Origin of the sequence: Allotamlana fucoidanivorans (genome assembly GCF_045788535.1) — a bacterium.
Classification (GTDB): Bacteria; Bacteroidota; Bacteroidia; order Flavobacteriales; family Flavobacteriaceae; genus Allotamlana; species Allotamlana fucoidanivorans.
In genome coordinates this window covers 1-25,115 of the sequence record NZ_CP074074.1, presented here as the reverse complement: position 1 = coordinate 25,115, position 25,115 = coordinate 1, and the positions used below count along the sequence as shown (strand labels likewise).

Sequence of the window (25,115 nt, the reverse complement as noted above, 5' to 3'; positions counted from 1 at the left end):
TTGATGCAAAGATATAACAAAGCATGGCATCAAGGGGTTATAAATGTTTTCAATTTATGTCGTTTTTTTAAAGGAAGCGCTTCGTTATCAATCACTTTTTGTAATAGTTCCTGATTTTTGTTTTTGGCGAAAATAAGTTCAAAAAGGTCTTTAGTTGAAATACTGTTTTTTGCTTTTTTTACTAATTTTAGAGTATCACCTACTTTAACAAGCCCTTCTTCCAAGATGCGTACATAGGTTCCTGAATAGCCATAATGAATGAATTGTTCTATAATCTCAATAGTCCCAAATTTGTAGGCCAATTTAAAGCAAGGCTCTCTAGGCTGGGTAATCTCCACTATGGCTTGCCCTAATTTATAAATATCACCAACGTGAATTTTGGACTCATCAAGGTTAGAAATAGTTAAATTTTCACCAAACATGCCATAATCCCATTCTAAATCTGGATACTGTTTTTCCCAATATGTATAGTGCAATTCAGAAAATAAATAACAAGCTTTAAACGTACCGCCATGTACTTTTTTATCAGATACTTCGTCACTTAAAACGCCTTCTTTACCAAGTAGAATAGGCTTTAAGCTTGGTTTTTTATATATTCCTGTAGTAACTTCTTGGCCTTGCCATACTATAGATGTGGGGTTAGCGAGATTGGTTGATATTACTTTCATATGTTTATTTAAATGTTAAAAAAGTTCCGTCGGTATTATTTCTATTTCTTCATGTGATTTCATTCAAAAGTAAACATTTTTACATGTAATTTCAGTAGAAAGATAAAAGGAACCATAATAGCTGTTTACAACTAAAAAATTATTGAATTGTTAAAATATTTAGCATTTATAGAAATATGACAAAAATCATAGCGTATAAAATGAGAATTTGATAAATTTAATATATGGATTAAAAGAAAAGAGTTTATCAATTTAAAGCATATTATCATGAAAGCTAAAAAAAACCCAGAGATGGAAATTGGGAGAAATAGCAGCTTGTATTTTGCTATAGGATTAAACTTGATGCTATTATTATCTTGGCAGTTAATAGAATATAAAACATATGATAAGGAAGATGTTGAAATTGAAGTTCTAAGCATGAATAAAGAACATGAAGAGGAAATTCCTATTGTAAATGTCAATACGCCGCCGCCGCCACCACCACCTCCCGCAGTTGTGTCAGAGACTATGAAAATAGTTGATGATTCAAAAGAAATTGAAGAAACTGTAATTGAAAGTACAGAAATTACTCAAGAAACGGCTATTGCCGATCCCGTTGAAGTGAGTGATGTAGTTGTTGAAGAAGTTGAAGAAGAGGTTCAAGTAGCCTTTGCTGTTATAGAAGATGTACCTGTTTTTCCTGGCTGCGAAGGTTTATCAAAGCAAAAGACGAAAGCATGTTTTCAAGAAAAAATGCAGGCTCATGTTAAGAATCATTTTACCTATCCGCAAGAAGCACTTGATTTAGGTATTCAAGGCCGAGTTTCTGTGATTTTTGTGATTGGCTCAAACGGATATATTACAGGTATAAAATCTAGGGGACCAGATAAGATTCTAGAAAAAGAAGCAGAACGCATCATTAGTAAACTACCTCAAATGCAACCAGGTAAACAAAGAGGTAAACCCGTAAAAGTTGCTTATGCAATTCCTATCTTCTTTAAGTTTCAAGAAGGATAACGATATTTTTTGAATTAGTCAGATTTAAAATCAGTTAGACAGTCTAAAATTTTTTTTAGGCTGTCTTTTTGTTTTTATAATTTTAAAGTAACAATTCATCTGATAAAATGAACAATTGGGTAAAACGATTTTTATCATATCATTTAGTTATGTCATATTTGCTACATAATTAACACCATACAAAACAAGGAACAAACAAAATAGGCTGTTGCGTTTTTTTGCAAAATTTAATGGTAGAATTTAGTAAGGTGAAAAGAGAAGAAATATAGCTTGGTGTAGTTTAAAAAGATATTAAATTTAAGAAATAAGAAGTGTGAGAAAATCAGTTAGAAATATAATAGTTGCATTTGCCATTGGTGTGGTGGTGTTCATTATTGGAAGTTTCCTTTCAAATGGTTTTCAGTATAAGAGTAGTAAAAGCTTTTTTATCGCGTTTGCTTTTTATCAATTGTATTCTTTTGTATTAGGATACACCAACATGTTTTTCTTTGATTATCTAGAACAACGTCAATGGAAAAAAGGAGATACTACAAAGCGGGTACTTATTGGTGTGGTTGGATGTGTGGTTTTAACCTTAATTGGTCTATTTTTATTAAGAGCTGCAACTGCGGTATTGTATGTTGGTATTTCTTTTGAAGAGTTTCTTGCCCAAGATGAATTAGGTGATTACCAATTTGGATTATGGATTACATTGGCTATGGTAACAGTTTTTCACAGTATTTATTTTTACAACCGGTATCAACAAAACAGAATAAAAGAGCAAAAAGTTATTGCTGGTACTGCAAGTGCAAAATTTGATGCCTTAAAAAATCAACTAGATCCTCATTTTTTATTTAACAGCTTAAATGTGTTAACAAGCCTAATTGAAGAAAACCCTGAAAATGCACAAAAATTTACAACGGGTTTATCCAAAGTATACCGTTATGTGCTAGAGCAAAAAAATAAAGAACTAGTAACCGTTGATGAAGAGTTACAATTTGCCAAAACCTATATGTCTTTATTAAAAATGCGTTTTGAAGATAGCATAGTTTTTACAATGCCTGAGCAGGCGTCAAACCCTGATAGTAAAGTGGTGCCTTTATCTTTACAGCTGTTACTTGAAAATGCCGTAAAACATAATATGGTTACCGCTAGCAAGCCTCTCCATATAAACATATATGAAGACGAAGGTAGTTTGGTAGTTCAAAATAACCTTCAGCCAAAACAAATAGTCAAAAAAAGTAGCGGAGTAGGTTTGAGTAATATCAAACAACGCTACGATTTATTAACAAATAAGCAAGTAAGTATAGATAAAGATAGTAATCATTTTGCTGTGTCTATACCAATGCTTACCAAACAAATATCAGTTATGAGATCAAAATCACAACCCCAAATAGATGATAGTTATTTAAGAGCCAGAAAACATGTTGAGGAGCTAAAAGCTTTTTATTGCAGTATAGCATCTTATATAATAGTTATTCCATTTTTAATCTTTATCAATTACAAAACCTACTGGGGATTTAAGTGGTTTTGGTTTCCAATGTTTGGTTGGGGAATCGGTATAGTCATTCATGCTTTTCGCGTTTTTGTGAATGATGGTGCCTTTGGAAGAAGCTGGGAAAAACGTAAGATTGAACAGTATATGAATGAAGAAATGAAAAATGAAAACTAGAGGTGAAAATGGAAAATCAAGAGATACAACAACACCGTGAAAATTACAAAAAAGAAGAAGCCTATTTGAGAGCTGAAAAGCGCTTAAAAGAAGAAAAAGGTTTTTATTGGCATGCCTTCTGGTATGTTGTAGTAAATGTTTTTTTAATCGTTATGATTGGAGTGAATACCAATAATTTCTGGAATTTTGGTACCTTTTCAACTCCCATATTTTGGGGAATTGGACTAGTCTTTCATGCATTATGTGTTTTCGGAAAAAATCTGTTTTTCAGTAATTCTTGGGAAGAACGGAAATTGAGAGAGTATATGGAAAAAGAAAAGCATCAACGTGGGAAGTATAATTAATTATGAAAGCTGACACGTATCAAGAACAAGAATATATGAAGGAAGATAAGCAGGAAACATCAACTTGATAATAAAGTAGTTATGAAAGTTATAATTATTGAAGATGAAAAACCATCAGCACGACGTTTGCAACGTATACTAAATACATTGGGTGTGAAAGTAGAAGTTATGTTACATTCCGTTGAAGAGTCCATTGATTGGTTTCAAAATAATGTGCATCCAGATTTGATTTTTTTGGATATTCAATTAAGTGATGGTTTATCCTTTGAAATTTTTGAGAACCATAAAATTAAATCGGCTATAATATTTACAACGGCCTATGATGAATATGCTCTTCAGGCGTTTAAACTTAATAGTATTGATTATTTATTAAAGCCCATTGATGAAGCGGAGCTTGTAAAGGCTGTTGAAAAATACAAAGAACGGATGCCACAAAAACAAGTGGTAACTTTAGATTTTAGTGATATAAAACAATTGCTTGTAAACCCAATAGATAGAGAATACAAAAAACGTTTTTCAGTAAAAGTTGGTCACCATTTAAAATTAATCAATATTGATGATATTGAATGCATTTACAGTGAAAATAAGGGAACATACGTTTATACCGTAGATCATAGAAACTATTTACTTGATGTCACATTAGAACAATTAGAAGGAGAGTTAGAACCTCAAATGTTTTTTAGAATTAATAGAAAGTTTTTTGTTAACGTAAATGCTATTAATGATATGGTGAGTTATACCAATTCCCGACTTCAAATAAAATTGAAACACTACAAAGACCAAGAGCTTATTGTTGCCAGAGAACGTGTAAAAGATTTTAAAACTTGGCTTGAGTAAGGAAATAAAAAACTCATATTTTAATTCATTTGAGTTTTTATTTCCCTACTTATAAAACTGAAGTTTTATTTAAGGGGTTTACCACTTAAACGGTTTTATACCAACTCCAAATTCAATCCAATCGGCCGCGGCTCCAGCACTTGTTTTTAAACCAAATTGGGCATAAAAGCTTTTGCTTATTTCATATTGTAAAGCAGGTCTTAGAAAGAAATTACCTTTACCTCTGTCATCTGTAAGGTAATGCCCAACATTTAAGCGAATATCAAATCGTTGAAACATAAAATCATATCCATAATGAAAGGCTAGTAAAAACCGATCAGAAGTTTCTGGGTATTTTTCCGATAAGGAATTATCAAAAAAGAAATCTAACCCCGCAGAAATACCATGCATTCTATTAAAATATCTTCTGTAATCAATGGTTCCGGAGAAAGTACCAAATTGTCTATTGGTCCCTTTGTCTGCCTCATTTTGAACCACACCTAATGCCGCATATACATCTACAGAATTATTGAAGTCGTTTTTTCTGGTTTTTGGGCGTTCAGGTCTCATAAATCTGGAAGACACAACATTGGTAGTATAAGGATCTCTATCAAGTCTTTTTTGGTTTGTATTAAAGTTGTATCGCATACCTCCGTTAAAACCAAACATGTTTAATCCAAAATTAGGGGTGAATGTTCTACCATTACTAAAATGTTTAAAATCAACGCCGTAAATAAGATCTATTTCGCGGTTAAGCTTATAGGCTCCTACAAAATCTACACTAAAATAAACAGCCATTTTTGCACCTATAGCATCATTAAAAGGGTTGGTTTCAGGGTTGTATGGCTCGAGGTTATATGTTAGACCAAATGCCGGACTTAGTTCTAAAACATTTCGTCTATAAGGCTTGCTTAAAAAGAAGTTTATAAAACCAAATAAAGCATGAGGATTACCAAAAACTTCGGGGTCGCCAATGTTGGCCGTATAAAAGCCTATACCATATGCAGCATATCCTGTATCTAAAGACCAGTCGTCTTCTTTGTTCGGGACCCAAGAAAATTTTAAGTTCACACCACCATACCCATATTGTAATTTTTCAGAAAGTGATTCACCTGTATAAATATGGGCTCCTGAATGACCTGTCACAGTTAAGGTCTTAAAGGTGCCTTTTTTAGTGTCATTTTGCGAATACATGTAATTTTTAAAACTAAAGATTAATATAGTAATCCATAGAATAGTTTTAATTGTGCGGGTAATGTTCTTTTTCATATTATTTTGCATTTATAAAAAAAGAGTGTTGTTTTTTATATTATTTTTTTGCTAGTCGTTTTATTATGGCCCATTGTTTTAGTGTTTCTCTGGCTTCTTGCGCAGGAAATCCTAATACGGTTTGTCCAGATTTCACATCACTAATAACACCTGATTTTCCTCCAACCGTGGCGCCTGAATGTATGGTTACGTGATCTTTAACAGATGAAGCACCACCAATAATAACCCCATCTCCAAGCGTGACAGAACCAGATATTCCCGAATGTCCAGCGATGATGCATGAACGCCCCAAAATACTATTGTGACCAATTTGAACTAAATTATCAATTTTTGTCCCATCTCCAATTAGAGTAGAACTAAACTTTGCTCTGTCAATACAAGTATTTGCGCCTATTTCTACATGGTGACCTATAATTACGTTTCCTATTTGAGGAATTTTGACTAACCCACGTCCGTCATCACTTGGTCTGTAACCAAACCCATCAGCACCAATACTAACATTGGTATGGAAAATACAATGATTACCAATAACACAACGTTCTCTAATAACAGTGCCTGACCAAATTATAGAGTTAGTACCAATAGTACTTTCATCAAAAATAGAAACGTTTGGATATAGAATGGTATTATCACCAATAACAACGTCTTTTCCAATATAGCAATGGGGGCCAATTTTACAATTGCTGCCAATAGTGGCTGATGTATGAACTACTGCCGAGGGATGAATATCAAAATCTAAAATAGGCGGCTCTGGGTTGAAAAGTTCTAAAATACGTGCCATGGCTAAATCGGCATTTGGTACTTTTATGAAAGCTTTATTGTTGCCTGGTTCAATAGTAATAGATGCATTAACTATAGCAGCACATGCCTCAGAGTCTGCCCAGTACTTTTCGTATTTGGCGCTTCCAATAAATGTTATATGATGGTTTTTAGCTTTTTGTAGTTCTTCGGGGCCTTCAATTTTTTGTGAGGTTGAGCCAACCAATATTCCGTTTAAAACAGCGTTAATTTCCTCAATGGTATATGATATCATGCTGGTATTTCATTTGTAGACTGTGTAAAACTAAATGAAAAAAACTAAATAGTACAGTTTTTAATCATTAATCCGGTTTTCATCAAAAGCAGACGGTAAAAGTTTCGGGATAAACTTAACTACCAAAGGTAATAACAAGGCGCCACCAGGTAATAAAAAAATGGCTAAACTAGGAATAGATTTAAAAATATCTAAGAGTTGCTCTTGTACCTTTTTTTGTTCTTCTTTTGTTAAATCTCTTATCGTAGACTGTGATATAAGAACCATAAGCTCTTTACTGTCTTTTATTTCCTGATATAAGCGTTTGCTGTTTCTAGTAATAAGTTTATGAACCATTTTACTAGAATTATTATAAAAACTTTGAACAATATTTTTTGAACTTAACAGGGGTATCTTTTCTTTATTGCTAGAATAAAATTTATTAACAGATCTGATAGATTGATTTATTCTTGAAAGTTCTAGTTGTAAATCTGCCCCTAATTTTTCTAAAAATTGTTGTTCTTTAAGGTCAATCATTTGGTCGCTCCAAGTAGCCATGCAAGCCAAATCTAAAAGATAAAACTTTTCCTGTTCGTTTTTTACATGCTTAACGGCTTTTTCATACGAAATGGTTTTTGCATCTCGGTATCTTAAAGACGATTCAAAAAGTTTAATTAAGCTTTCATCATATTGGTTTTTTAATTCTTTTGAATTTAAAACATCAAGTGTAATAGCAACAATAGAAGCTTCTAGATGTTTTAAATAGTCAAGTTTAATAGTTTTCGATTTTAAAAACACGTTAAAAGCTAAAACATCAACATAGAGCAACGCATTAATAACAAAATAATTAAAATTTTTGGTTAGTATATTATCGTCAATTTGAATACGTTTGTGAATAATTTTTTCAAGTTGTTCGCTTGATTTTTTGTCGCCTAATAACTCTTCAAAAAAGGAGGTCTTAATATCATCAATAGTTGTATAAAAATTAATAATGCTTTCAACAAAGGGAATGTCTGTTTTTGTATTTGTATAGCTGTAAAATAAAGCCAGTAAGAAATTAACTTTACACAGTTCTTCCTCAGTTAAATCTCGTTTTGGAAAAACTTGAGCAACGACATCTAAATTGGTTCCATAGATAAAACCACTGTGCCTAAGTTCATCATAAAATTGCTCCTGACTAAAACTTAAAAACAAATTGTTTTTAGTAATTTCATTGAGCACTTTTTTTATCCAACCAGCCGATGAAGGGTTCATGATAACAGTTATAATGATGTTGTAAAAATAGTATTTTCAGAAAAATAAAGCCCAACTCTTACTCTATGAAATTGTGTTTTTAAAGTAAAAGCTGTTTATATATACCATTAAGGTGGGCTGAAAATACATTCTTAGCCCACCTTAATCTTGCAGAAAAGCCTATTTATAATATGCTATCTGGACATGTTATGGTTTTAATTTTTACGTAAAAAGGTGTTTACCTCAATGGCAACGTCTTCCCAGGTTTTACTAATACCGTCTTCACCTTTGTGTAGATCAAAACATACTTTATTCAATGAAGCTAGTGCTCTTAAAGCATCCCAGTCTTTTAAGTTCATGGTGCCTGTTAGGCTAACTCTTCTTTCATCGGTGATAGAAACATTTAAAGGCAAATCATGGGTAACCCCGTTCATAGTTAATGAGGCTACAGCCGTATTTCCTTCATATTTTATAATGCCTGTTATTAAATCGGTATTAAGCATAGCTCCAAAAAAGAACTCTTTTATTTTGGCATCTCTCCCTTCATCTTTCGTAAAGAGGCTGCTAACTGGAATTGAAAAACTTAAGTTATTTAAGGCCTCTTCTACAGATGCTCCTTCTTTGTTGTCAAATTTTAAAACGGTAAACTCTCCACCAACTCCTTTTTTATCTGTTGTTTTATAAGCGGTCCATGTTACTGAAGTGGCTTCTGGTTTAACTACAAATTTTTCAGCAGTTATAGTGGTTTCCTCGGCTTCTTTTTTAACTTCTTTTTTATCATTCTTACAAGACGTTAAACCGATAGCTATAGCAATAAAAAGGATACTTAAATTTTTCATTTTTCTTGTTTTTTTGAATATTCGAAATTAAGTCATTCATAACGTAAAAGCAAATATCTCCCATGACTTATATCATATTTTAAAGTACTTTTATGTCATATTTTTGAAGTAGAATGGTTAGGTATGTTAAATTCATTAGTCAATAAATATAATATTGCAGGTCCTCGTTATACAAGTTACCCAACGGTGCCATACTGGGATAATGCTACATTTTCATTAGAACAATGGAAATTATCGTTAAAGCAATCATTTATAGAAAGTAATTCAAAGGAAGGGATAAGCCTTTATATTCATTTACCATTTTGTGAAAGTTTGTGCACCTTTTGTGGCTGTAATAAGCGCATTACAAAACAACATAGCGTAGAATCTCCCTATATTGAGGCGGTACTAAAAGAATGGCAACTATATTTAGAGCTGTTTGACGAAAAGCCCATTATAAAAGAATTGCATTTGGGTGGAGGTACCCCTACTTTTTTTAGTCCAGACCATTTAAAGCAATTAATAGAGGGTATTTTAAAAGATGCTATAAAAGCAGAAGACCACGAGTTTAGTTTTGAAGGACACCCTAATAATACAACTCGAGAGCATTTACAAGCGTTATATGATGTAGGATTTAGACGTGTAAGTTACGGCGTTCAAGATTATAATGAAACGGTGCAAAAAGCGATTCACAGAATTCAGCCTTTTGAAAATGTAAAAAAGGCAACAGCATTGGCAAGAGTCATAGGTTATACCTCTGTAGGACATGATATTATTTTCGGGTTGCCTTTTCAAACCTTAGAGCATGTTAAGGAAACGATTATGAAAACAAAAGCCCTCTTGCCTGATAGACTGGCATTTTATAGCTACGCTCATGTTCCATGGATAAAAGGGAATGGACAACGTGGCTTCAAAGAGTCAGATTTGCCGTCGGCCGACTTAAAGCGTAGTCAATATGAATTAGGCAAGCAGTTGTTAGCCGAAGTAGGATATGAGGAAATAGGTATGGATCATTTTGCTTTAACCTCTGATTCTCTTTATGAATCGATGAAAACAAGAAGGTTGCATCGTAATTTTATGGGGTATACTGCTTCAAAAACACAAGCCATGATTGGTTTAGGAGTGTCATCAATAAGTGATAGCTGGTATGGGTTTGCGCAAAATGTAAAATCAATCGAGGCGTATTATGATCATCTTAAAGAGAATACCATACCTGTTTATAGAGGTCATATTTTGAATGATGAAGATTTGATTATACGACGACATATTCTCAATTTGATGTGTCAGTTTGAAACATCATGGCACTCTGATGAAGGGTATTTTAATGAATTGCCAGATGCTTTAATTCGCTTAAAGGAAATGGAAAATGACGGATTGTTAACAATTGATGAGCAATCTGTAAAGGTGACATTAAAAGGACAACCATTTGTTAGAAACATTTGTATGGCTTTTGATGTGTTATTGCAACGAAATAAACCAGATACGCAGTTGTTTTCAATGACGGTGTAGCAGTTATGTGATTGTATTGATATTTGTATAACATCCCGAGATATTGGGATTAAAACCAAGACTCATGAAACGAATTATTGTTCCTATTGATTTTTCTAAACACTCAGAATACGCTTTAGAAACTGCAGCCAAGTTGGCCAAAAAATACAATGCGGAGCTTTTAGCTTTACATATGCTCGAAATGTCTGATATTATGCTTTCTGCATCTGATGGACTTCAAAACCAAAAAGCCGTTTTTTTCATTCAATTGGCAGAGAAAAAATTTGAAGAATTTTTAAACAAAGATTATTTACAAGATGTCAAGGTAGTACCTATAATTAAACATTTTAAGGTGTTTAGTGAAGTGAATGATGTCGCTTTAAAAAATGATGCCGATTTGATTGTAATGGGATCACATGGCGCAAGCGGATTTAAAGAATTTTTTATAGGATCGAATACAGAACGTGTTGTAAGAAGTGCAGATATACCTGTTTTGGTGGTTAAGAATAATTTGATGAATGTAGATTTTGGAGTGGTTGTACTGGCAAGTGATTTTTCGGAGAAAAATATACCATCTTATTTGAAGGCGGTTAAATTGTTTGAAAAAATGAACTCGAAAGTATATATGGTGTATGTTAATTTGCCTAATGATAGATTTAAAAGTACCGTTGAGATAGAAAATCAAGTTGTAAAGTTTTTTACAAAAGCGGAAGGTCATTTAGGTAAAATGAAAGATGTGCATTACGTGTCAGATTATACTGTTGAGGATGGCGTTCTAAACTGCGCTAATAAAATTGGTGCAGATTTGATAGCCATGCCTACACATGGAAAAAAGGGATTAGCGCACTTTTTTGAAGGAAGTGTAGGAGAGGATGTGGCTAACCACTCAACATTACCTGTTATCACATTCAAAATATAACATAGCTCATTGTAGTTATAAGTAGTGACTAACTCAAATGAAAAGGAGATACTTTTAGATGTCTCCTTTTCTTATAATGTAGATGCAGCCAGAATATTGAACAAATTGGCTTTTGTAATAAAATATTCATTTTCTAATGAAATGGCTTTAAGTTTTGCATCGATGAGTTTTGATTCGCGAGAATTAACTAAAAAAAGTGAACTTTCGCCAACAAAGAACTTACGCTCTTCTGCATTTAGCATATTCTTGTAATCTTCAACAATATCAAAGGTGTAATTGGTTTGAATTTCAAATGATTTTAATTCTTGATTAATGGCTTCAATTTTATTTTTTAAAGCCACACGGGTTGATTGAATTTCAAACTGGGTGTCTTGTATTTTTAATTTAGCCAGTTTTAAGTCTCCTCGTTCTTTTCTCAAGAAAAGTGGAAAACTAATGTTTACACCACTTTTGTATGCTGCGGTGTTAAACGAACTGGCAATGTCTGGTGTTTCTGATAAAAAATTGTACTGCAAATCTATTTGAGGCAATAAATTGTTTGCTTTTAAGCGTTTGTCAATGGTTAAACTTTGAAACTTAAAATCTAAGGACTGAAGCTTTGGGTGCTCGTCTAAAATAAGACTTTCAACATCAAGTGCTGAGGTATTTAATGTGTTGTCAATAATAGCAACAGTATTCACATCCGGAATAATGCCTTCTTTTATTTCTATGGGTGTATTGTCATTTAACCACAGATAGTTGGATAATTCTAAAGACGACTTAATGAATTTAATACGTGCTTTTTCAAGGCTTAATTTTCGGTTGTTTAATGCTATTCTTGCCTCTAAAGTGTCAATGGCTGGTTTGTCCCCTACTTCATAACCTTTCTTTATACCATCAAATCTCAATTGTGCATTTTTTAAAAAGTCATTATAAACTTGTTTTTCGTTGTAGGTTTTAAGCCAATTGAAATAGGTTTTAGTAGCCTCATATAAAATGTTATTAACCAGTAGTTTTTGATCTGCCTTTGCCTGTTTTACAAAAAGTTTTCCTTGTCTTAGCATAGCCATACGTTGGTTGGTGAGCAAACCTTTTGCTACAGAGACAGAAACACCAACACTATACAAACCGTCAATAGGAACATTTGATTCTGGATTTAAATAAGCACCTGTATTTTCTTCAAAATTACCTTTCAATTCAACACCAAACCAAGTGGGGATTTTAAATGCGGCATTTAGTTTGTCATAATATTCGGTGTTTTTGAATTTTTTTCTATCATAATCTACTTCTAATTTGGGATCAAAAGCACCACGTGATTTCAATAATTTGGCTTCACTTTCACTAATAACCAAATGAGCCTGTTTTACAATGGGATGAAAGGATTTAACATACCCTAAGTACTCTGATAAGGTGATTACAGATGTACTATCCTGTGCGGTACATATGGAAGTAAAGAACACGAATAAGAGGATTATTGTTCTCATTATTTATTTTTTTTAGTGACTTTATCAAGGGTTCCTTCTGGTTTGTAATAGTTGGGAGGAAAACTATTAATTTGTCTCCATAATTCAAACCAAATAGGGACATCTTCTAGCAGTGCTATGGTTCTTGCTCCAGATCCCACACCTATGGCCTTGGGCCACTCATGATCCTGTTCATCAGGAGCCAGAAGTACTCTATAGTTACCATCTTCATTTGTGAAATTTTGAATAGCCACCACCTTGGCTCCATACGTGCCGTAAGAAACATTAGGCCAACCACTGAAAACAATAGCGGGCCAACCATCAAACTGTACTCTTACTTTTTCGCCTTTGTGTAAAAGCGGTAGGTCAATAGGTCTTACATAGGTTTCAACGGCGAGTTCATAATTTGCTGGCATAATGCTAACCAGTTCTTCTCCTTCTTTAAAGGTAACACCAATACCATCGGTGACGGTTTTATTGATAAACCCGTCTTGCGGTGCTGTTACAAAAAGGAGGCTATTGCGCTTTTTATAATTAGAGTAGGTGTTTTCTAATTTGGTAACCTGAGCTTTAGCATCAAAACCTCCAGATTGGGCCGTATACATATCGCTTTGGGCCTTTGAAATTTTATCACTATATGTAGCTTTTACTCTTGATAATTCAATTTTAGCGTTAATAACGTCATTTTTACTTGCTACATATTTGTTTTCTTGAGAAATGAGTTTTGCTTGCGTTTCCTGAAGTTTTAGCCTTTTTTCTTCAACATCTTTAAGGGCTTTTAAGCCTTCATTTTGCAGCGTTTCTATGCGGTCATACTGACGTTGCGCAATGGTTAAGTTGGTTTTAGCAGCTTCTAAATCTATACTATCACTTTTTACTTTTAAATGAGCCTGAAGCAACTTATTTTCCGTTTGTTGTAACTTAAGTTTTTGTTCATTTTGTAGAGCGATAATTTGTCGCTTTAACGCTTCAACTTTACCACCATAAGCTGTAACTGATGATGCTTTTGCTTGAATTTGTTCATTGGTTCGTTCAACTAGTTTGTCATCAAAGTATTCGCTTTTAATTTCTGAAATTCTTAAAATGGTATCTCCTTTTTTTACAGAGTCCCCTTCCATAACATACCACTCTTCAATTCTACCAGGAATTTGAGACATGATGTGTTGAGGTCTTTGATTTGGTTTTAAGGTAGTTACCATACCCGACCCTGTAATGTTTTGTGTCCAAGGGAGAAAAAGAACAATGACTAAAATAACAGCCGCTGTTAACAGAAACTTGTTAATATACTTATAGTAAGTTTTGTCTATAACGTTTTTGCCAGACTTAAATTTTGATAAGTCAATGGTTTTATTCAACTGGTTATGAGAAATGTTTAGCATGACTTAATCGTTTTTTATTCTACCTTTTTCTAGGGTTATTATTTCAGAACACTCATTACTCCAAGCACTGCTACTAGCTACAACCACCAAAGCCCACGGGCGATCTTTATGAGTTAAGTATCTAACAATAGATACGGTTTCAGCTTTGTTAAATCGATCTAGGGGATCTTCAAGAATTAAAACCTTTGGCTTCTTTAAAATGGCTCTTGCCAATACAAGTTTCTTTGAAAGTGTGTATGACATGCGTTTTCCATCTGGATAAAGTATGGTGTCTAGTCCTTCAGGTTGCTCTTTTATAAACGATTTCAGTCCAACCAGATCTATTACCTCAAAAATGTCGTCATCGGTTATTAATGGATTGCCAAAAGTTAAATTGTCTTTAATAGAACCTTCAAAAGGAGTTTCATCAGATAAAGACAAGCCAAGTTGCGATCTATAGAAGTTTAAATGTAAACTACTTATAGACATGTCGTTTATGTATACATTACCAGATGTAGCCTCAATAACGCCAGAAATTAATCGGAGCAACGTTGATTTTCCAGCACCACTTTCACCTTTTACTAGAATTCTGCTATTAGGATTAATTTTAAGTGAAATGTCTTTCAATATATGCTTATCACGATTTGAAACTTCGTAAGAAGCATGATCTAATTCAATATGAATGCCTTTTGAAAATTGTGGTCTGCTACCTGTTTGACTCTCTAAATCTTTGTCAACTATTTCACCTATTTTTTCTAAAGATGTTAAGGTGTCATAGAAAGATTCTAAACCTAAAATAAGCTTTTCAACAGAGGCGATAACGAGAAGAATAATAATCTCGGCAGCCACGAACTGCCCAATATTCATTTCCTGATTTAAAACTAAAGCACCTCCAATTAATAATAAGCTTGCTGTTACAATAACCTTAAAGCTAATCATTTGTATAAACTGAAGCATTAATATTTTAAAATGGTTTTCTCTTGCTATAAGGTAATTATATACTAAGTCATCATTTTTTGAGATTCCCAAGTTTGTGCTTCCTGATAGTTTAAAACTGATTACCGTTCTGGCAATTTCTTGAATCCAGTGTGCTACTTTATATTTGTTTTTTGATTCTTTTAAGCTAGTTTCTAGTCCTTTACGTGCTGTGAATTTAAATACTACAAAAATGAGCATAAGAAGCAGTAAGCCAAAAACGATAAAGAATGGATGGTAAAAGGATAGTAGAATAAGCGCAAAAACAATTTGAAGAATAGCGGTAGGCACATCAATTAATATTTTTGATAAACTTTTTTGAATGGTTAAAGTATCAAAAAAACGATTGGCAAGTTCAGGCGGATAATAATCGCGTAGCTTAGCCATTTTAATCTTTGGGAATCGGTAACTCAATTCAAACGATGATCTTGTAAATATACGCTGTTGAATGGTTTCAATAATGCGTAATTGCATGAGTTGTAACGCACCCGAAAAGGCTACTCCTATGGTAACTAATACAACTAAAACCACCCAAGACGTAGATACTTGAGCCCCCTGAATTAAATTAATAATGGCTTGTATTCCTAGAGGTAATGACAGGGATATTACGCCTGAAAATATGGCATAATAAAAAATTTGCAATATGTCTTTTTTTTCTAATTGCAGTAGGCCAAGTAAACGACGCCAAGGCGTCATAATAGGTTTCGCCATAATTAAATGTTTAAAGTGTTTAAGGCTAAATGAATAAAAAAGCTAACAGTCAACGTATCTTCTTTACAGTTGGTTATTGATGAAAAGTGATCCTTTAAAAAATGTTGATGTAATCCACCTTCAATAATAGTGGTGGCTAATGAGGACGGATAGTTATATGTTACGTTAGCTTCAGAAATCATGTCGGTCAATCTATTCACTACGCGTTTATAAATTACAAAATAACCATCTTTATTTTCCTGATCAACTTCTTTAGTTAAAAAGGATTTTGAATTTTCATTGATAATAATTCTATTTAAAATAACTTCATTAATATGAGAATATTTAGAGTCTTCTTGTGTTGTTCTGCATACAACATCAATAGCTTTTAATAATTTTTCTTTGGGGTTGGTAATGTTGTGGGTTTCAAATACTAATTGGTATTCTATCCAGGCCCAATACCATGAAGAAAGATACAAAAGAAGTTTGTGTTTACTCTCAAAATACCTATAAATTGAACTTTCATTGGAGTCAATTGCTTGTCCAAGTTTTTTAAAAGTAAAGCTTTCAAACCCTAATTCATCTATAAGAGAAATACTATACTCTATAATACGTTTACCTAGTTTAGACGATTCAGGGTCTTTCACAAAGATTTTCTCTGGTACGGCTATTTTTAAGTTAGAGAGTAAACTTTTCATATTTAATAATTTTAATTTCAAAAATAATAGTATTGCTATTAATTCTGGGTTTTCATATATTAAATTTATGTTAATATTAACAAAGAAAAGATTTGGAATGTGGTAAGTGTTCTTAAAGCAGGTTGTTAGTGACACTCCATAGAGCTGGAGATATTGTCTGTAATCGGAGCAGGAGACAAGTATGGAATACCTAATCCAAGACCACGAATAATAAATAATAAGCCAATGAAAATCACAACATAAGGAATAGCTTTTTGGATGCGTTGTCTTACGGAATGTTTTAAAAGCTGACTAAAATATATGGCTGTGGTCATTAAAGGGATAGTGCCTAGTCCAAAAAGTATCATATACAGACTTCCTTTTAGAGCCCCTCCACTGGCTAAAGACGCAAAAACAGCCATATAAACTAATCCGCAAGGTAAAAAACCATTTAAAAAACCTATGGTCAAAAAAGTATCAGCCGTTTTTTTCTTAAGTGCTTTACCTAAAGAAGATTTAATTTTTCCTATTGCTAAATATATAGGCTTAGAAATATTAAATGTGTTTAATGTCTTTTGCGGAATAACCACGGCTAAAATCATGAGCACCCCAATGCTAATAGATAATTGCTGTTGAAATCCAAAAATAAAAAGACTTTTACCTATTAATCCAAAAATAAGACCAATGATGGTGTAAGACATCAGTCTGCCGAAGTGGTAAATGGAAATCTGAATTATTTTTTTTAAATGGTTATGTCTATCTACCGGCAACATAAAAGCAATAGGGCCACACATGCCTACACAGTGAAAACTACCTAGTAAACCTAATATGAAGGCAGAGACCAACATATTAATATGTTATTGCCTGTTTAAATAAATAAGAATTTCCCTTATATTGCCAATCTATTTTAATGTTCCAACGACCATCTACCAAACGATTGTCAGGTATGAGCAAATAAGGATTAGACAATGAAATAGCAGTTTCAAAGTCTAGTTGTTTGTTAGATGGTCTATATAGGAACACTTTTCCTGAAATATTTTTATAATCAAATGTCTTGGGAAACGTAATCATTAAGCCTTCATTGGTTTTACTGTAACTTATGTTTTCAGCTAAACCTTTCGCATTATTAAGCTTGTTAATGTCATTTTGATATGCCAATTCTTCAGCATAATAATCATCAGTAACCAGTTCATGTTCAAAATCCTTATTCACATTCATGGTTACAATAAAGTACATGATAAAGGAAATAAATCCGACGAATGCCAATACTATTCCTGTTCCCCAACTAATCTTCATTATTCTACTTTTTTAGTTATTTGAAACTTCTTGGGCCTAAAAAGTTTGCCGTGGTTGTTTCAATGAGTTTATCATCTTCGTAAACGCCAATTTTAATTTTATTCCTATCACCAGACAATGCGGCATTATTAATCTCCACAAATAACGTCCCCTCAGCTATACCTTGTTTAGGCACTACAAAATTATCACTTGTAGCCACAAGTTTTAGCTCACCTTGGTGTGACATCAATTTTAAAGACACATTTTCAATATCCCTAGAGGTTTTATTGACTAGTTTATAAGTGAAAACATTACTAATTATATTATTGTCTTTATGTTCATAAAGCTGCCCTGGTAATCTTAAAACATTAGCTTCAACATCATTTCTTAAAAATAGCATACCAATTAACAAACCAGTCATGATGGCTAAAACGGCAATGTAGCCTTTCATTCTGGGCGTGAGTTTAAAGGGGGTTTTATTCTTAATGTTTTCTTCACTGGCGTAACGAATTAATCCTTTAGGAAGGTTGATGCTTTCCATAATATGATCACATTCGTCAATGCAAGCAGTACAATTTACACATTCCAGTTGGGTTCCGTTTCTGATATCTATACCTGTGGGGCAAACATGAACACATTGTAAACAATCAATACAATCACCAAAACCTAAAGCAGTGCGATCTTCATTTTTTCTGAATTTTTTTCGTCCATTTTTGCCTTCTCCGCGTTTATGATCATAAGCAACAACAATGGATTTAGTATCTAACAATACACCTTGCAACCGACCATACGGACAGGCAATCACACAAACTTGTTCTCTAAACCAAGCAAAAACAAAATAAAAAACGGCTGTGAATATGGTGAGCGAAATAAGAGTGCTAAAATGCTCAGTGGGGCCATCTGTGATATATTGAATTAGTTTATCACTACTTATTAAATAGGCTAAAAAGACATTGGCTATAATAAAAGAAATGATAGCGAATATTAAGAACTTGAGTCCTTTCTTTTTTATTTTTTCAGCATCCCATTTTTGTCGAGCTAATTTACGCTGTTTATTTCGGTCGCCTTCAATCCAATATTCAATTCTTCTGAATACCATTTCCATGAAAATGGTTTGGGGGCAAATCCACCCACAAAAAATTCTACCAAAGGCCACCGTAAATAAAGTGATAAAAATAACGCCTATGAGCATAGAAATCACAAAGAGATGAAAATCTTGCGGCCAAAAAGGAAAACCAAAAATATTAAAGCGACGCTCTAAAACGTTGAACATTAAAAATTGGTTCCCGTTAATTTTTATAAACGGAGACAGTAGGAGTATGGCCAGTAGGATATAACTAACCAATTTGCGGTATTGGTAGTATTTACCGCTAGGTTTTTTAGGAAAAACCCATGCTCTTTTCCCATCTTCAGTAATTGTACCAATGGAATCTCTGAATATTTCGTGTTCTGGGGTCTCCAATTTATTTTTATTTAAGGCTTCAAGAAGCGGTTAGATTTCTTGAAGCCAATCCTGCTTATTTAGTTATATACAACTGTTATGTTATTCAGTTGCGTTTTCTATTGCTGCTTCGGGTTCCACAATAATATCACCTTCGGGAGCTTTAGGGTTTGCGGGCGTGGTCCCTTGAAACGTTAATATATATGATGCTACTTGAGCAATCTCTGCAGGTTTTAACTGTGTTTTCCAGGCAATCATACCTTTTCCTGAACGTCCACCTTCTGATATGGTTTTAAAGATGCTTTTAATATCACCTCCTAAAATCCAATGCTTATCTGTTAAATTGGGGCCAATACCACCGCCACCGTCAATCATGTGACAAGCCACACAATTGGTTTCAAATGTTTTTTTACCTGCGGCCAAATCATTAGCATCGGTTAATTGTGTAACGGTATTTACATCTACTAAATCTTTTGCTGTTTTTTTGTATTCTTCAATGGCAATACGCGCTTCAGCTAATTCGGTCTCTAATTCATCTATTTGCGATGGGCCATTAAATACATGGAATCTTAACAAATAAAAAGCCGCAAATACAACTGAAATATAGAAACCATATAACCACCATGGCGGTAAATTGTTGTCTAGCTCCTTAATACCATCATAATTATGGTCTAAAATAATTTCGCCTTCTTCTTCTAATGGTTTTTGTCCTAGAAGTTTTTTATAGGTTTCTTTTAGCCAGGCAAACTGTACGGCACTTTCTTTTTCTGCTAAAAATCGGGCTTTGGCTTCTTCATCAAGTTTATGAAGCATCACATTTTCTAAAGCCCCAATTATGGCCTCTATGGCAATAAGAATTAACAGAACTAATAATAAGAAAAGTAGAACTGCTGGGTATTCAACAAATGCGGGTTTATCTCCTGAGTCTATAAAGAATTCAACGGCTCCGAAGATGATAAAAAATATGATTGGAACACGAATCCAAGATGGAACTAAATTTCTCATAATATATCGTCGTTTTGGTGGTTGTCTAATGGAAGGTTACTAACAGTTTTTATATAGTCTTTTTTTGCGGTAATGACCCACCAAAACAAGGCTACAAAAAATATAAAAAAGATGAGCAAGGAAATAATAGGGTATACCTCTATACCTGCTATGGTTTCCATGTGATTTTTGATGTATTTTAGCATGTTATTCGTTTTGGTGATTACTGAACATCAACTTTAATATCAGTTCCTAATCGTTGTAGATAAGCAATTAAGGCTACAATTTCTCTGTTTTTCATTTCGATGAAATCTTCACCGTTTTCAGCAGCCGATTTTTTATCAGCTTCATAGGCTGAAACAAAATCGGGATCAGAATATAAATTCTTTTCAATCTGAGCTCCTTGCTCATCCATACTTTGTTGCGCATTAGAAATATCTTCATCTGAATATGGCACACCTAATGATACCATGGTTTTCATTTTGGCTTCGGTTTGAGATTTATCTAACTTACTGCTTTTCCCTGTGATTAACCATGGGTAACGTGGCATAATGGAACCAGATGAGGTGCTTTGTGGGTCATACATATGATTAAAATGCCAATTATCAGAATACTTTTGCCCTAGGCGATGTAAATCTGGTCCTGTACGTTTACTACCCCATAAAAATGGATGATCGTACACGTACTCTCCTGCTTTTGAATATTCACCATAACGCTCTACTTCATGTCTAAATGGACGAATCATTTGAGAGTGGCAGCCTACACAACCTTCTCTAATATAAATATCACGACCTTCTAATTCAAGAGGAGTGTATGGTTTTACACTTGCTATGGTCGGTATGTTTGATTTCACCATAATAGTAGGTACAATTTGAATGACACCTCCAATTAAAATAGCTATGGTAGCCAATATTGTTAATTGAATTGGTCTTCTTTCTAACCAAGTATGCCAGCCTTCATTTACGGTACGTTTGTTAGTTACTTTTTCAAGTGCCGGTGCTTCGGCAAGCTCATCTTCAACTTTGCTACCTTGTTTAATGGTGACAACTATATTATAAACCAAAATAAGCAATCCTGTAATGTATAGTGTGCCACCTATAGCACGCATCCAATACATAGGGATAATCTCAGTAACTGTTTCTAAGAAGTTACCATAAACCAATGTACCGTCAGGGTTAAACTGTTGCCACATGGAATATTGTGTAAACCCAGCCACATACATAGGAAGGGCATAAATAATAATACCTAAAGTACCTAGCCAGAAATGTAAATTAGCTAGCGGTAAGGAGTATAATCTTGTTTTGAATAAACGAGGAATTAAATAATAAATAATACCAAAAGCCATAAATCCATTCCACGCTAAGGCACCAACGTGAACGTGAGCAATAATCCAATCTGTAAAATGCGCCACAGCATTTACATTTTTTAATGAAAGTGTTGGGCCTTCAAATGTAGCCATACCATATCCTGTAATAGCTACCACCATAAATTTTAAAACAGGATCTGTTCTTACTTTATCCCATGCGCCACGTAAGGTTAAAAGGCCATTAATCATACCACCCCAAGAAGGCATCAATAGCATAACAGAAAAAGCAACTCCTAAGTTTTGAGCCCATTCTGGTAATGCTGTATATAACAAGTGGTGTGGCCCTGCCCAGATGTAAATAAATATTAAGGACCAAAAGTGTACTATAGATAATCGATAAGAATACACGGGTCTGTTAGCTGCTTTAGGTACAAAATAGTACATAAGCCCTAAGAAGGGTGTTGTTAAAAAGAATGCAACCGCATTATGGCCATACCACCACTGCACCAAGGCATCCTGAACACCAGCATAAACAGAGTAACTCTTCATGGCACTTACAGGAAGTTCTAAACTGTTAAAAATATGAAGTACTGCAACAGTGACAAATGTGGCAAGGTAAAACCAAATAGCCACATAAAGATGGCGTTGTCTACGTTTTAAAATAGTCCAAATCATGTTTACACCAAAAACAACCCAAACTAAAGCAATAGCAATATCTATAGGCCATTCTAGCTCAGCATATTCTTTTGATGTTGTAAACCCTAGAGGTAATGAAATAGCTGCGGCTACAATAATAAGTTGCCAGCCCCAAAAGTTTATATTACTTAATAAATCACTGGCCATACGTGCTTTTAGTAAACGCTGCAAGGAGTAATATACACCTGCAAACATGGCGTTTCCAACAAATGCAAATATAACAGCGTTGGTATGCAACGGTCTTAATCTACCGAAACTAAGCCACGAAATGCCATCTGTTAGATTGGGGAATAGAAACATAAAAGCGAGTAATAAACCCACAGCCATTCCCACCACACCAAAAATTATTGTGGCATAGAGGAATTTGGTAACGATCTTATTATCGTAATGAAATTGTTGCATTTCCATAATAGTAATTGTTAATCTTTTTTGGTTAGTATTGATTCTTTTGGTTTTTCTTTTATGAGTTCGTCATCAAATAACATACGAACGGAAGGGGTATAGCTATCATCATATTGTCCGCTTCTTACGGCAAATACAAAAGCAACAAAAAAGCCTATAGCAACTACTATGCTAATAGCCAGCAATATATAAATAACACTCATACCTAATTGAAGTTACAGGTCAAAATTACTTTCAAACCGTTTTCTAAAATATGACATTTATCATGTTTTGCCAAGCTTATTTTAGTTTTTTGCCCAAAATATTGGTGGTTACGGTGGTAAACACAACAATGCTTATTGAGCTTAAAGGCATTAATATGGCAGCTATTACAGGTGCTAATTGCCCAGTAATTGCAAAATAAAGACCTATGCTATTATATATGAATGAAAGAACAAAGCTCCATTTTATGATTTTTACAGCAGACTTTGATGCTTTTATAAAGGCGTAAAGTTGATTGAATTTTGAGGCGTCTAAAATGACATCGCACGCCGGTGAAAAAACATTAACGTTTTCAGAAATGGCTATGCCAACATCACTTTGCGCTAAAGCACCGGCGTCATTAAGACCATCACCAATCATTAAAACTTTTGCTCCTGAACTCTGATGATGTTTGATGTATTCTAGTTTATCTTCAGGTTTTTGATTGAAAAATAATTTGGTTTTGGCAGGAAGTAATTTGGTTAGATTTTCTTTTTCTCCAGCATTATCACCCGATAAAATAACTAGGTCGTAATTTTTTTTCAGTTGGTTGAACAGTTTTGAAAGCCCTTTTCGGTAGCTGTTATAAAAGGTAAATTTTCCCTTATATGTATTATTAGAACTAATGTGCACGGCTGTATTTAAGCTCACATTTTCTGCCTGCAATCCAACAAAAGGAGCAGAGCCAACTTTAATAGTATGTTGCTTGTGTTTTGCTTCAATGCCACTTCCTATATGTTCTTGATAGTCTTCTAAAGCGATAATGTCATTTTCTTTTAAAAGGGCATATAAAGACCGGCTCAACGGGTGGTTTGAATTTCTTAGGGTGCTCTTTAATAACCTTTCTTCTTCATTAGATAGGTGTATGCCGTTATATTCAATGGTTGTTTCTTTATTTGCTGTTATAGTACCTGTCTTATCAAAAATAATGGTGTTGATAGTGGCCAGCTGTTCTATTACAGAGGCATTTTTGGCATAGAATTTTAATTTACCAAATATCCGAAGTAAATTTCCAAAGGTAAATGGTGCAGCCAAGGCAATAGCGCAGGGACAGGCAATAATAAGCACGGCTGTAAAAACATTAAGTGCTTTTGACGAATCTACATACATCCAGTAGGCCGTGGCTATAAAAGCAATGCTTAAAATGATAATTGTAAATTGTTTGCTTATGGCATTTGTTATGGAGGTAAATCTATCTTCTTTATTGGTGTTAAATACATCGTTACTCCATAGTTGGGTTAAATAACTTTGCTCAACTGTTTTTAAAACATCTACTTCAATACTGCCTTCAAGTTGTTTTCCTCCTGCAAATAATTTGTCGCCAGATTGTTTTGAAACGGGGTCAGATTCTCCTGTAACAAAACTATAATCAATTCTGGCTTTACCTTTTATTAAAATGCAATCAACGGGAATGAGTTCTTCGTTTCTAATAAGTAATCGGTCACCTTTTTTAATATCATATACTTGAATGGATGTTTCTTGTCCTTCCGAAGAAATTTTGGTAATTCCAATTGGAAAATAGGATTTGTAATCCCGTTCAAAGGATAAAAAGTTATAGGTTTTCTGTTGAAAGAATTTGCCAAGAAGTAGAAAGAAAATTAATCCTGAAAGACTATCAAAAAAGCCTGTTCCTATATTGAAAATAATTTCAAATGTACTTCTTAAGAATAGTACAGAAGCTCCAAGAGCTATGGGAACATCTATATTTAATATTTTAGATTTTAGACCTTTATAGGCTGAAATAAAATAATCTTGAGCACAGTAAAAAATAACGGGAAGGGAAAAACTAAACATAAGCCACCTGAAAAGAGGGGCGTATTTTTCAATCCAAAAACCACTCACCTGAAAATATTCGGGGAATGACAAAAACATGATATTTCCGAAGGCAAACCCAGACACACCGAGTTTGTAAATCAAGGAGCGGTCTATATTTTTTTTGCCTACACTGTAGTCATCTAAACTTATAAAAGGCTCATAGCCAATACTACTTAATAATTTAACTAATTCTTTTAAGGAGAGCTTATTTGGGTTATATGAAATTCGAACGGTTTTCTTTCCAAAATTCACAATAGAAGAACCAACCGAAGCTTGTAATTTATTTAAGTTTTCTAAAATCCATATACACGAACTACAGTGAATGTGGGGTATATAAAGCGTTATAATTTGAATGTTTTCATCATTAAACTCTAACAAACGTTCCACAATTTTCTCATTTTCTAAAAAATTGTATTTGCCTTCAACTTCTTTTGGAGTAGCTCCAGGAGCCTGTTGTAAATCATAATAACAAGTTAGGTTGTTCGCAGAGAAAATGTCGTATACAGTTTTACAACCGTTACAACAAAACGACTTATTATCATAGACAATTCTTGAGGAAGAAGCGTCCAGTCCACAGTGGAAACATGTGCTATGCTCCAT

At 33.7% G+C, this 25,115-nt stretch carries 23 protein-coding genes; 6 read left to right on the top strand and 17 right to left on the bottom strand.

The features are described 5' to 3' along the window. Positions 1 to 29: 29 nt before the first annotated feature. Positions 30 to 668, bottom strand: a complete 639-nt coding sequence (locus tag KFZ70_RS00115) for an MOSC domain-containing protein (protein ID WP_139697895.1) — start codon at positions 666 to 668, stop codon at positions 30 to 32. Between the two features lie 267 nt (positions 669 to 935). Between KFZ70_RS00115 and KFZ70_RS00110 the strand changes: the two genes are divergently transcribed. From KFZ70_RS00110 to KFZ70_RS00095, 4 genes are all read left to right on the top strand, one after another. Further along, complete coding sequence (locus tag KFZ70_RS00110; protein WP_139697893.1) at positions 936 to 1,664, top strand: energy transducer TonB; 729 nt, start codon at positions 936 to 938, stop codon at positions 1,662 to 1,664. A gap of 313 nt (positions 1,665 to 1,977) precedes the next feature. Further along, on the top strand, positions 1,978 to 3,315 hold the full coding sequence (locus KFZ70_RS00105; protein ID WP_139697891.1) for a 2TM domain-containing protein: 1,338 nt from the start codon (positions 1,978 to 1,980) through the stop codon (positions 3,313 to 3,315). 8 nt (positions 3,316 to 3,323) lie between these two features. Next, the gene (locus KFZ70_RS00100; protein ID WP_139697889.1) at positions 3,324 to 3,659 is read left to right on the top strand and encodes a 2TM domain-containing protein; all 336 of its coding nucleotides are present in this window, start codon (positions 3,324 to 3,326) and stop codon (positions 3,657 to 3,659) included. Between the two features lie 81 nt (positions 3,660 to 3,740). After that, positions 3,741 to 4,496 carry a LytTR family DNA-binding domain-containing protein gene (locus KFZ70_RS00095; protein WP_139697887.1) on the top strand — a complete coding sequence of 252 codons (756 nt, stop codon included), beginning with the start codon at positions 3,741 to 3,743 and terminating at the stop codon, positions 4,494 to 4,496. A 78-nt stretch (positions 4,497 to 4,574) separates the two neighbouring features. Here KFZ70_RS00095 and KFZ70_RS00090 read toward each other — a convergent pair whose 3' ends face one another. The 4 genes from KFZ70_RS00090 to KFZ70_RS00075 form a co-directional block, all read right to left on the bottom strand. After that, positions 4,575 to 5,744, bottom strand: a complete 1,170-nt coding sequence (locus KFZ70_RS00090) for an acyloxyacyl hydrolase (RefSeq protein WP_158293217.1) — start codon at positions 5,742 to 5,744, stop codon at positions 4,575 to 4,577. Positions 5,745 to 5,784: 40 nt separating this feature from the next. Then, positions 5,785 to 6,777, bottom strand: coding sequence for a UDP-3-O-(3-hydroxymyristoyl)glucosamine N-acyltransferase (lpxD, locus tag KFZ70_RS00085; protein ID WP_139697883.1), 993 nt, complete (start codon positions 6,775 to 6,777; stop codon positions 5,785 to 5,787). Between the two features lie 60 nt (positions 6,778 to 6,837). Continuing rightward, complete coding sequence (locus tag KFZ70_RS00080) at positions 6,838 to 8,010, bottom strand: LETM1-related biofilm-associated protein (RefSeq protein WP_139697881.1); 1,173 nt, start codon at positions 8,008 to 8,010, stop codon at positions 6,838 to 6,840. Positions 8,011 to 8,204: 194 nt separating this feature from the next. Then, positions 8,205 to 8,828 (bottom strand): YceI family protein, encoded by a 624-nt coding sequence (locus tag KFZ70_RS00075; protein WP_139697879.1) that lies wholly within the window; start codon positions 8,826 to 8,828, stop codon positions 8,205 to 8,207. A gap of 123 nt (positions 8,829 to 8,951) precedes the next feature. Here KFZ70_RS00075 and hemN point away from each other — a divergent pair, with 123 nt between their 5' ends. Further along, positions 8,952 to 10,316 (top strand): oxygen-independent coproporphyrinogen III oxidase, encoded by a 1,365-nt coding sequence (gene hemN, locus KFZ70_RS00070; protein ID WP_139697877.1) that lies wholly within the window; start codon positions 8,952 to 8,954, stop codon positions 10,314 to 10,316. Between the two features lie 64 nt (positions 10,317 to 10,380). After that, entirely contained in the window at positions 10,381 to 11,214 is an 834-nt protein-coding gene (locus KFZ70_RS00065; RefSeq protein WP_139697875.1) for a universal stress protein, read from the top strand. Between the two features lie 71 nt (positions 11,215 to 11,285). Here KFZ70_RS00065 and KFZ70_RS00060 read toward each other — a convergent pair whose 3' ends face one another. From KFZ70_RS00060 to KFZ70_RS00005, 12 genes are all read right to left on the bottom strand, one after another. After that, positions 11,286 to 12,677, bottom strand: a complete 1,392-nt coding sequence (locus KFZ70_RS00060) for a TolC family protein (RefSeq protein WP_139697872.1) — start codon at positions 12,675 to 12,677, stop codon at positions 11,286 to 11,288. Then, positions 12,677 to 14,035 (bottom strand): HlyD family secretion protein, encoded by a 1,359-nt coding sequence (locus KFZ70_RS00055; RefSeq protein ID WP_139697870.1) that lies wholly within the window; start codon positions 14,033 to 14,035, stop codon positions 12,677 to 12,679. Before KFZ70_RS00055 ends, KFZ70_RS00060 begins: the two co-directional genes overlap by 1 nt. Before the next feature lie 3 nt (positions 14,036 to 14,038). Next, positions 14,039 to 15,700, bottom strand: coding sequence for a peptidase domain-containing ABC transporter (locus KFZ70_RS00050; protein WP_139697868.1), 1,662 nt, complete (start codon positions 15,698 to 15,700; stop codon positions 14,039 to 14,041). A gap of 2 nt (positions 15,701 to 15,702) precedes the next feature. Continuing rightward, on the bottom strand, positions 15,703 to 16,377 hold the full coding sequence (locus KFZ70_RS00045; protein WP_139697866.1) for a TetR/AcrR family transcriptional regulator: 675 nt from the start codon (positions 16,375 to 16,377) through the stop codon (positions 15,703 to 15,705). Between the two features lie 125 nt (positions 16,378 to 16,502). After that, complete coding sequence (locus KFZ70_RS00040) at positions 16,503 to 17,204, bottom strand: sulfite exporter TauE/SafE family protein (protein ID WP_139697862.1); 702 nt, start codon at positions 17,202 to 17,204, stop codon at positions 16,503 to 16,505. Position 17,205: 1 nt separating this feature from the next. Further along, a complete protein-coding gene (locus tag KFZ70_RS00035) occupies positions 17,206 to 17,652 on the bottom strand; it encodes a FixH family protein (protein WP_139697860.1) in 447 nt (148 codons plus the stop codon). A 16-nt stretch (positions 17,653 to 17,668) separates the two neighbouring features. Beyond that, the gene (ccoG, locus tag KFZ70_RS00030) at positions 17,669 to 19,093 is read right to left on the bottom strand and encodes a cytochrome c oxidase accessory protein CcoG (protein ID WP_139697859.1); all 1,425 of its coding nucleotides are present in this window, start codon (positions 19,091 to 19,093) and stop codon (positions 17,669 to 17,671) included. An 81-nt stretch (positions 19,094 to 19,174) separates the two neighbouring features. Then, positions 19,175 to 20,077: a cbb3-type cytochrome c oxidase N-terminal domain-containing protein gene (locus KFZ70_RS00025; RefSeq protein WP_139697857.1), complete on the bottom strand. Its 903-nt coding sequence runs from the start codon at positions 20,075 to 20,077 to the stop codon at positions 19,175 to 19,177. Then, the gene (locus tag KFZ70_RS00020; protein ID WP_139697855.1) at positions 20,074 to 20,262 is read right to left on the bottom strand and encodes a CcoQ/FixQ family Cbb3-type cytochrome c oxidase assembly chaperone; all 189 of its coding nucleotides are present in this window, start codon (positions 20,260 to 20,262) and stop codon (positions 20,074 to 20,076) included. The genes KFZ70_RS00025 and KFZ70_RS00020 overlap by 4 nt, the downstream gene beginning before the upstream one ends. Before the next feature lie 17 nt (positions 20,263 to 20,279). Continuing rightward, positions 20,280 to 22,466, bottom strand: a complete 2,187-nt coding sequence (gene ccoN, locus KFZ70_RS00015; RefSeq protein ID WP_139697853.1) for a cytochrome-c oxidase, cbb3-type subunit I — start codon at positions 22,464 to 22,466, stop codon at positions 20,280 to 20,282. 11 nt (positions 22,467 to 22,477) lie between these two features. Further along, the gene (gene ccoS / locus KFZ70_RS00010) at positions 22,478 to 22,663 is read right to left on the bottom strand and encodes a cbb3-type cytochrome oxidase assembly protein CcoS (RefSeq protein ID WP_139697851.1); all 186 of its coding nucleotides are present in this window, start codon (positions 22,661 to 22,663) and stop codon (positions 22,478 to 22,480) included. 76 nt (positions 22,664 to 22,739) lie between these two features. Continuing rightward, positions 22,740 to 25,115 carry a heavy metal translocating P-type ATPase metal-binding domain-containing protein gene (locus KFZ70_RS00005; protein WP_139697849.1) on the bottom strand — a complete coding sequence of 792 codons (2,376 nt, stop codon included), beginning with the start codon at positions 25,113 to 25,115 and terminating at the stop codon, positions 22,740 to 22,742.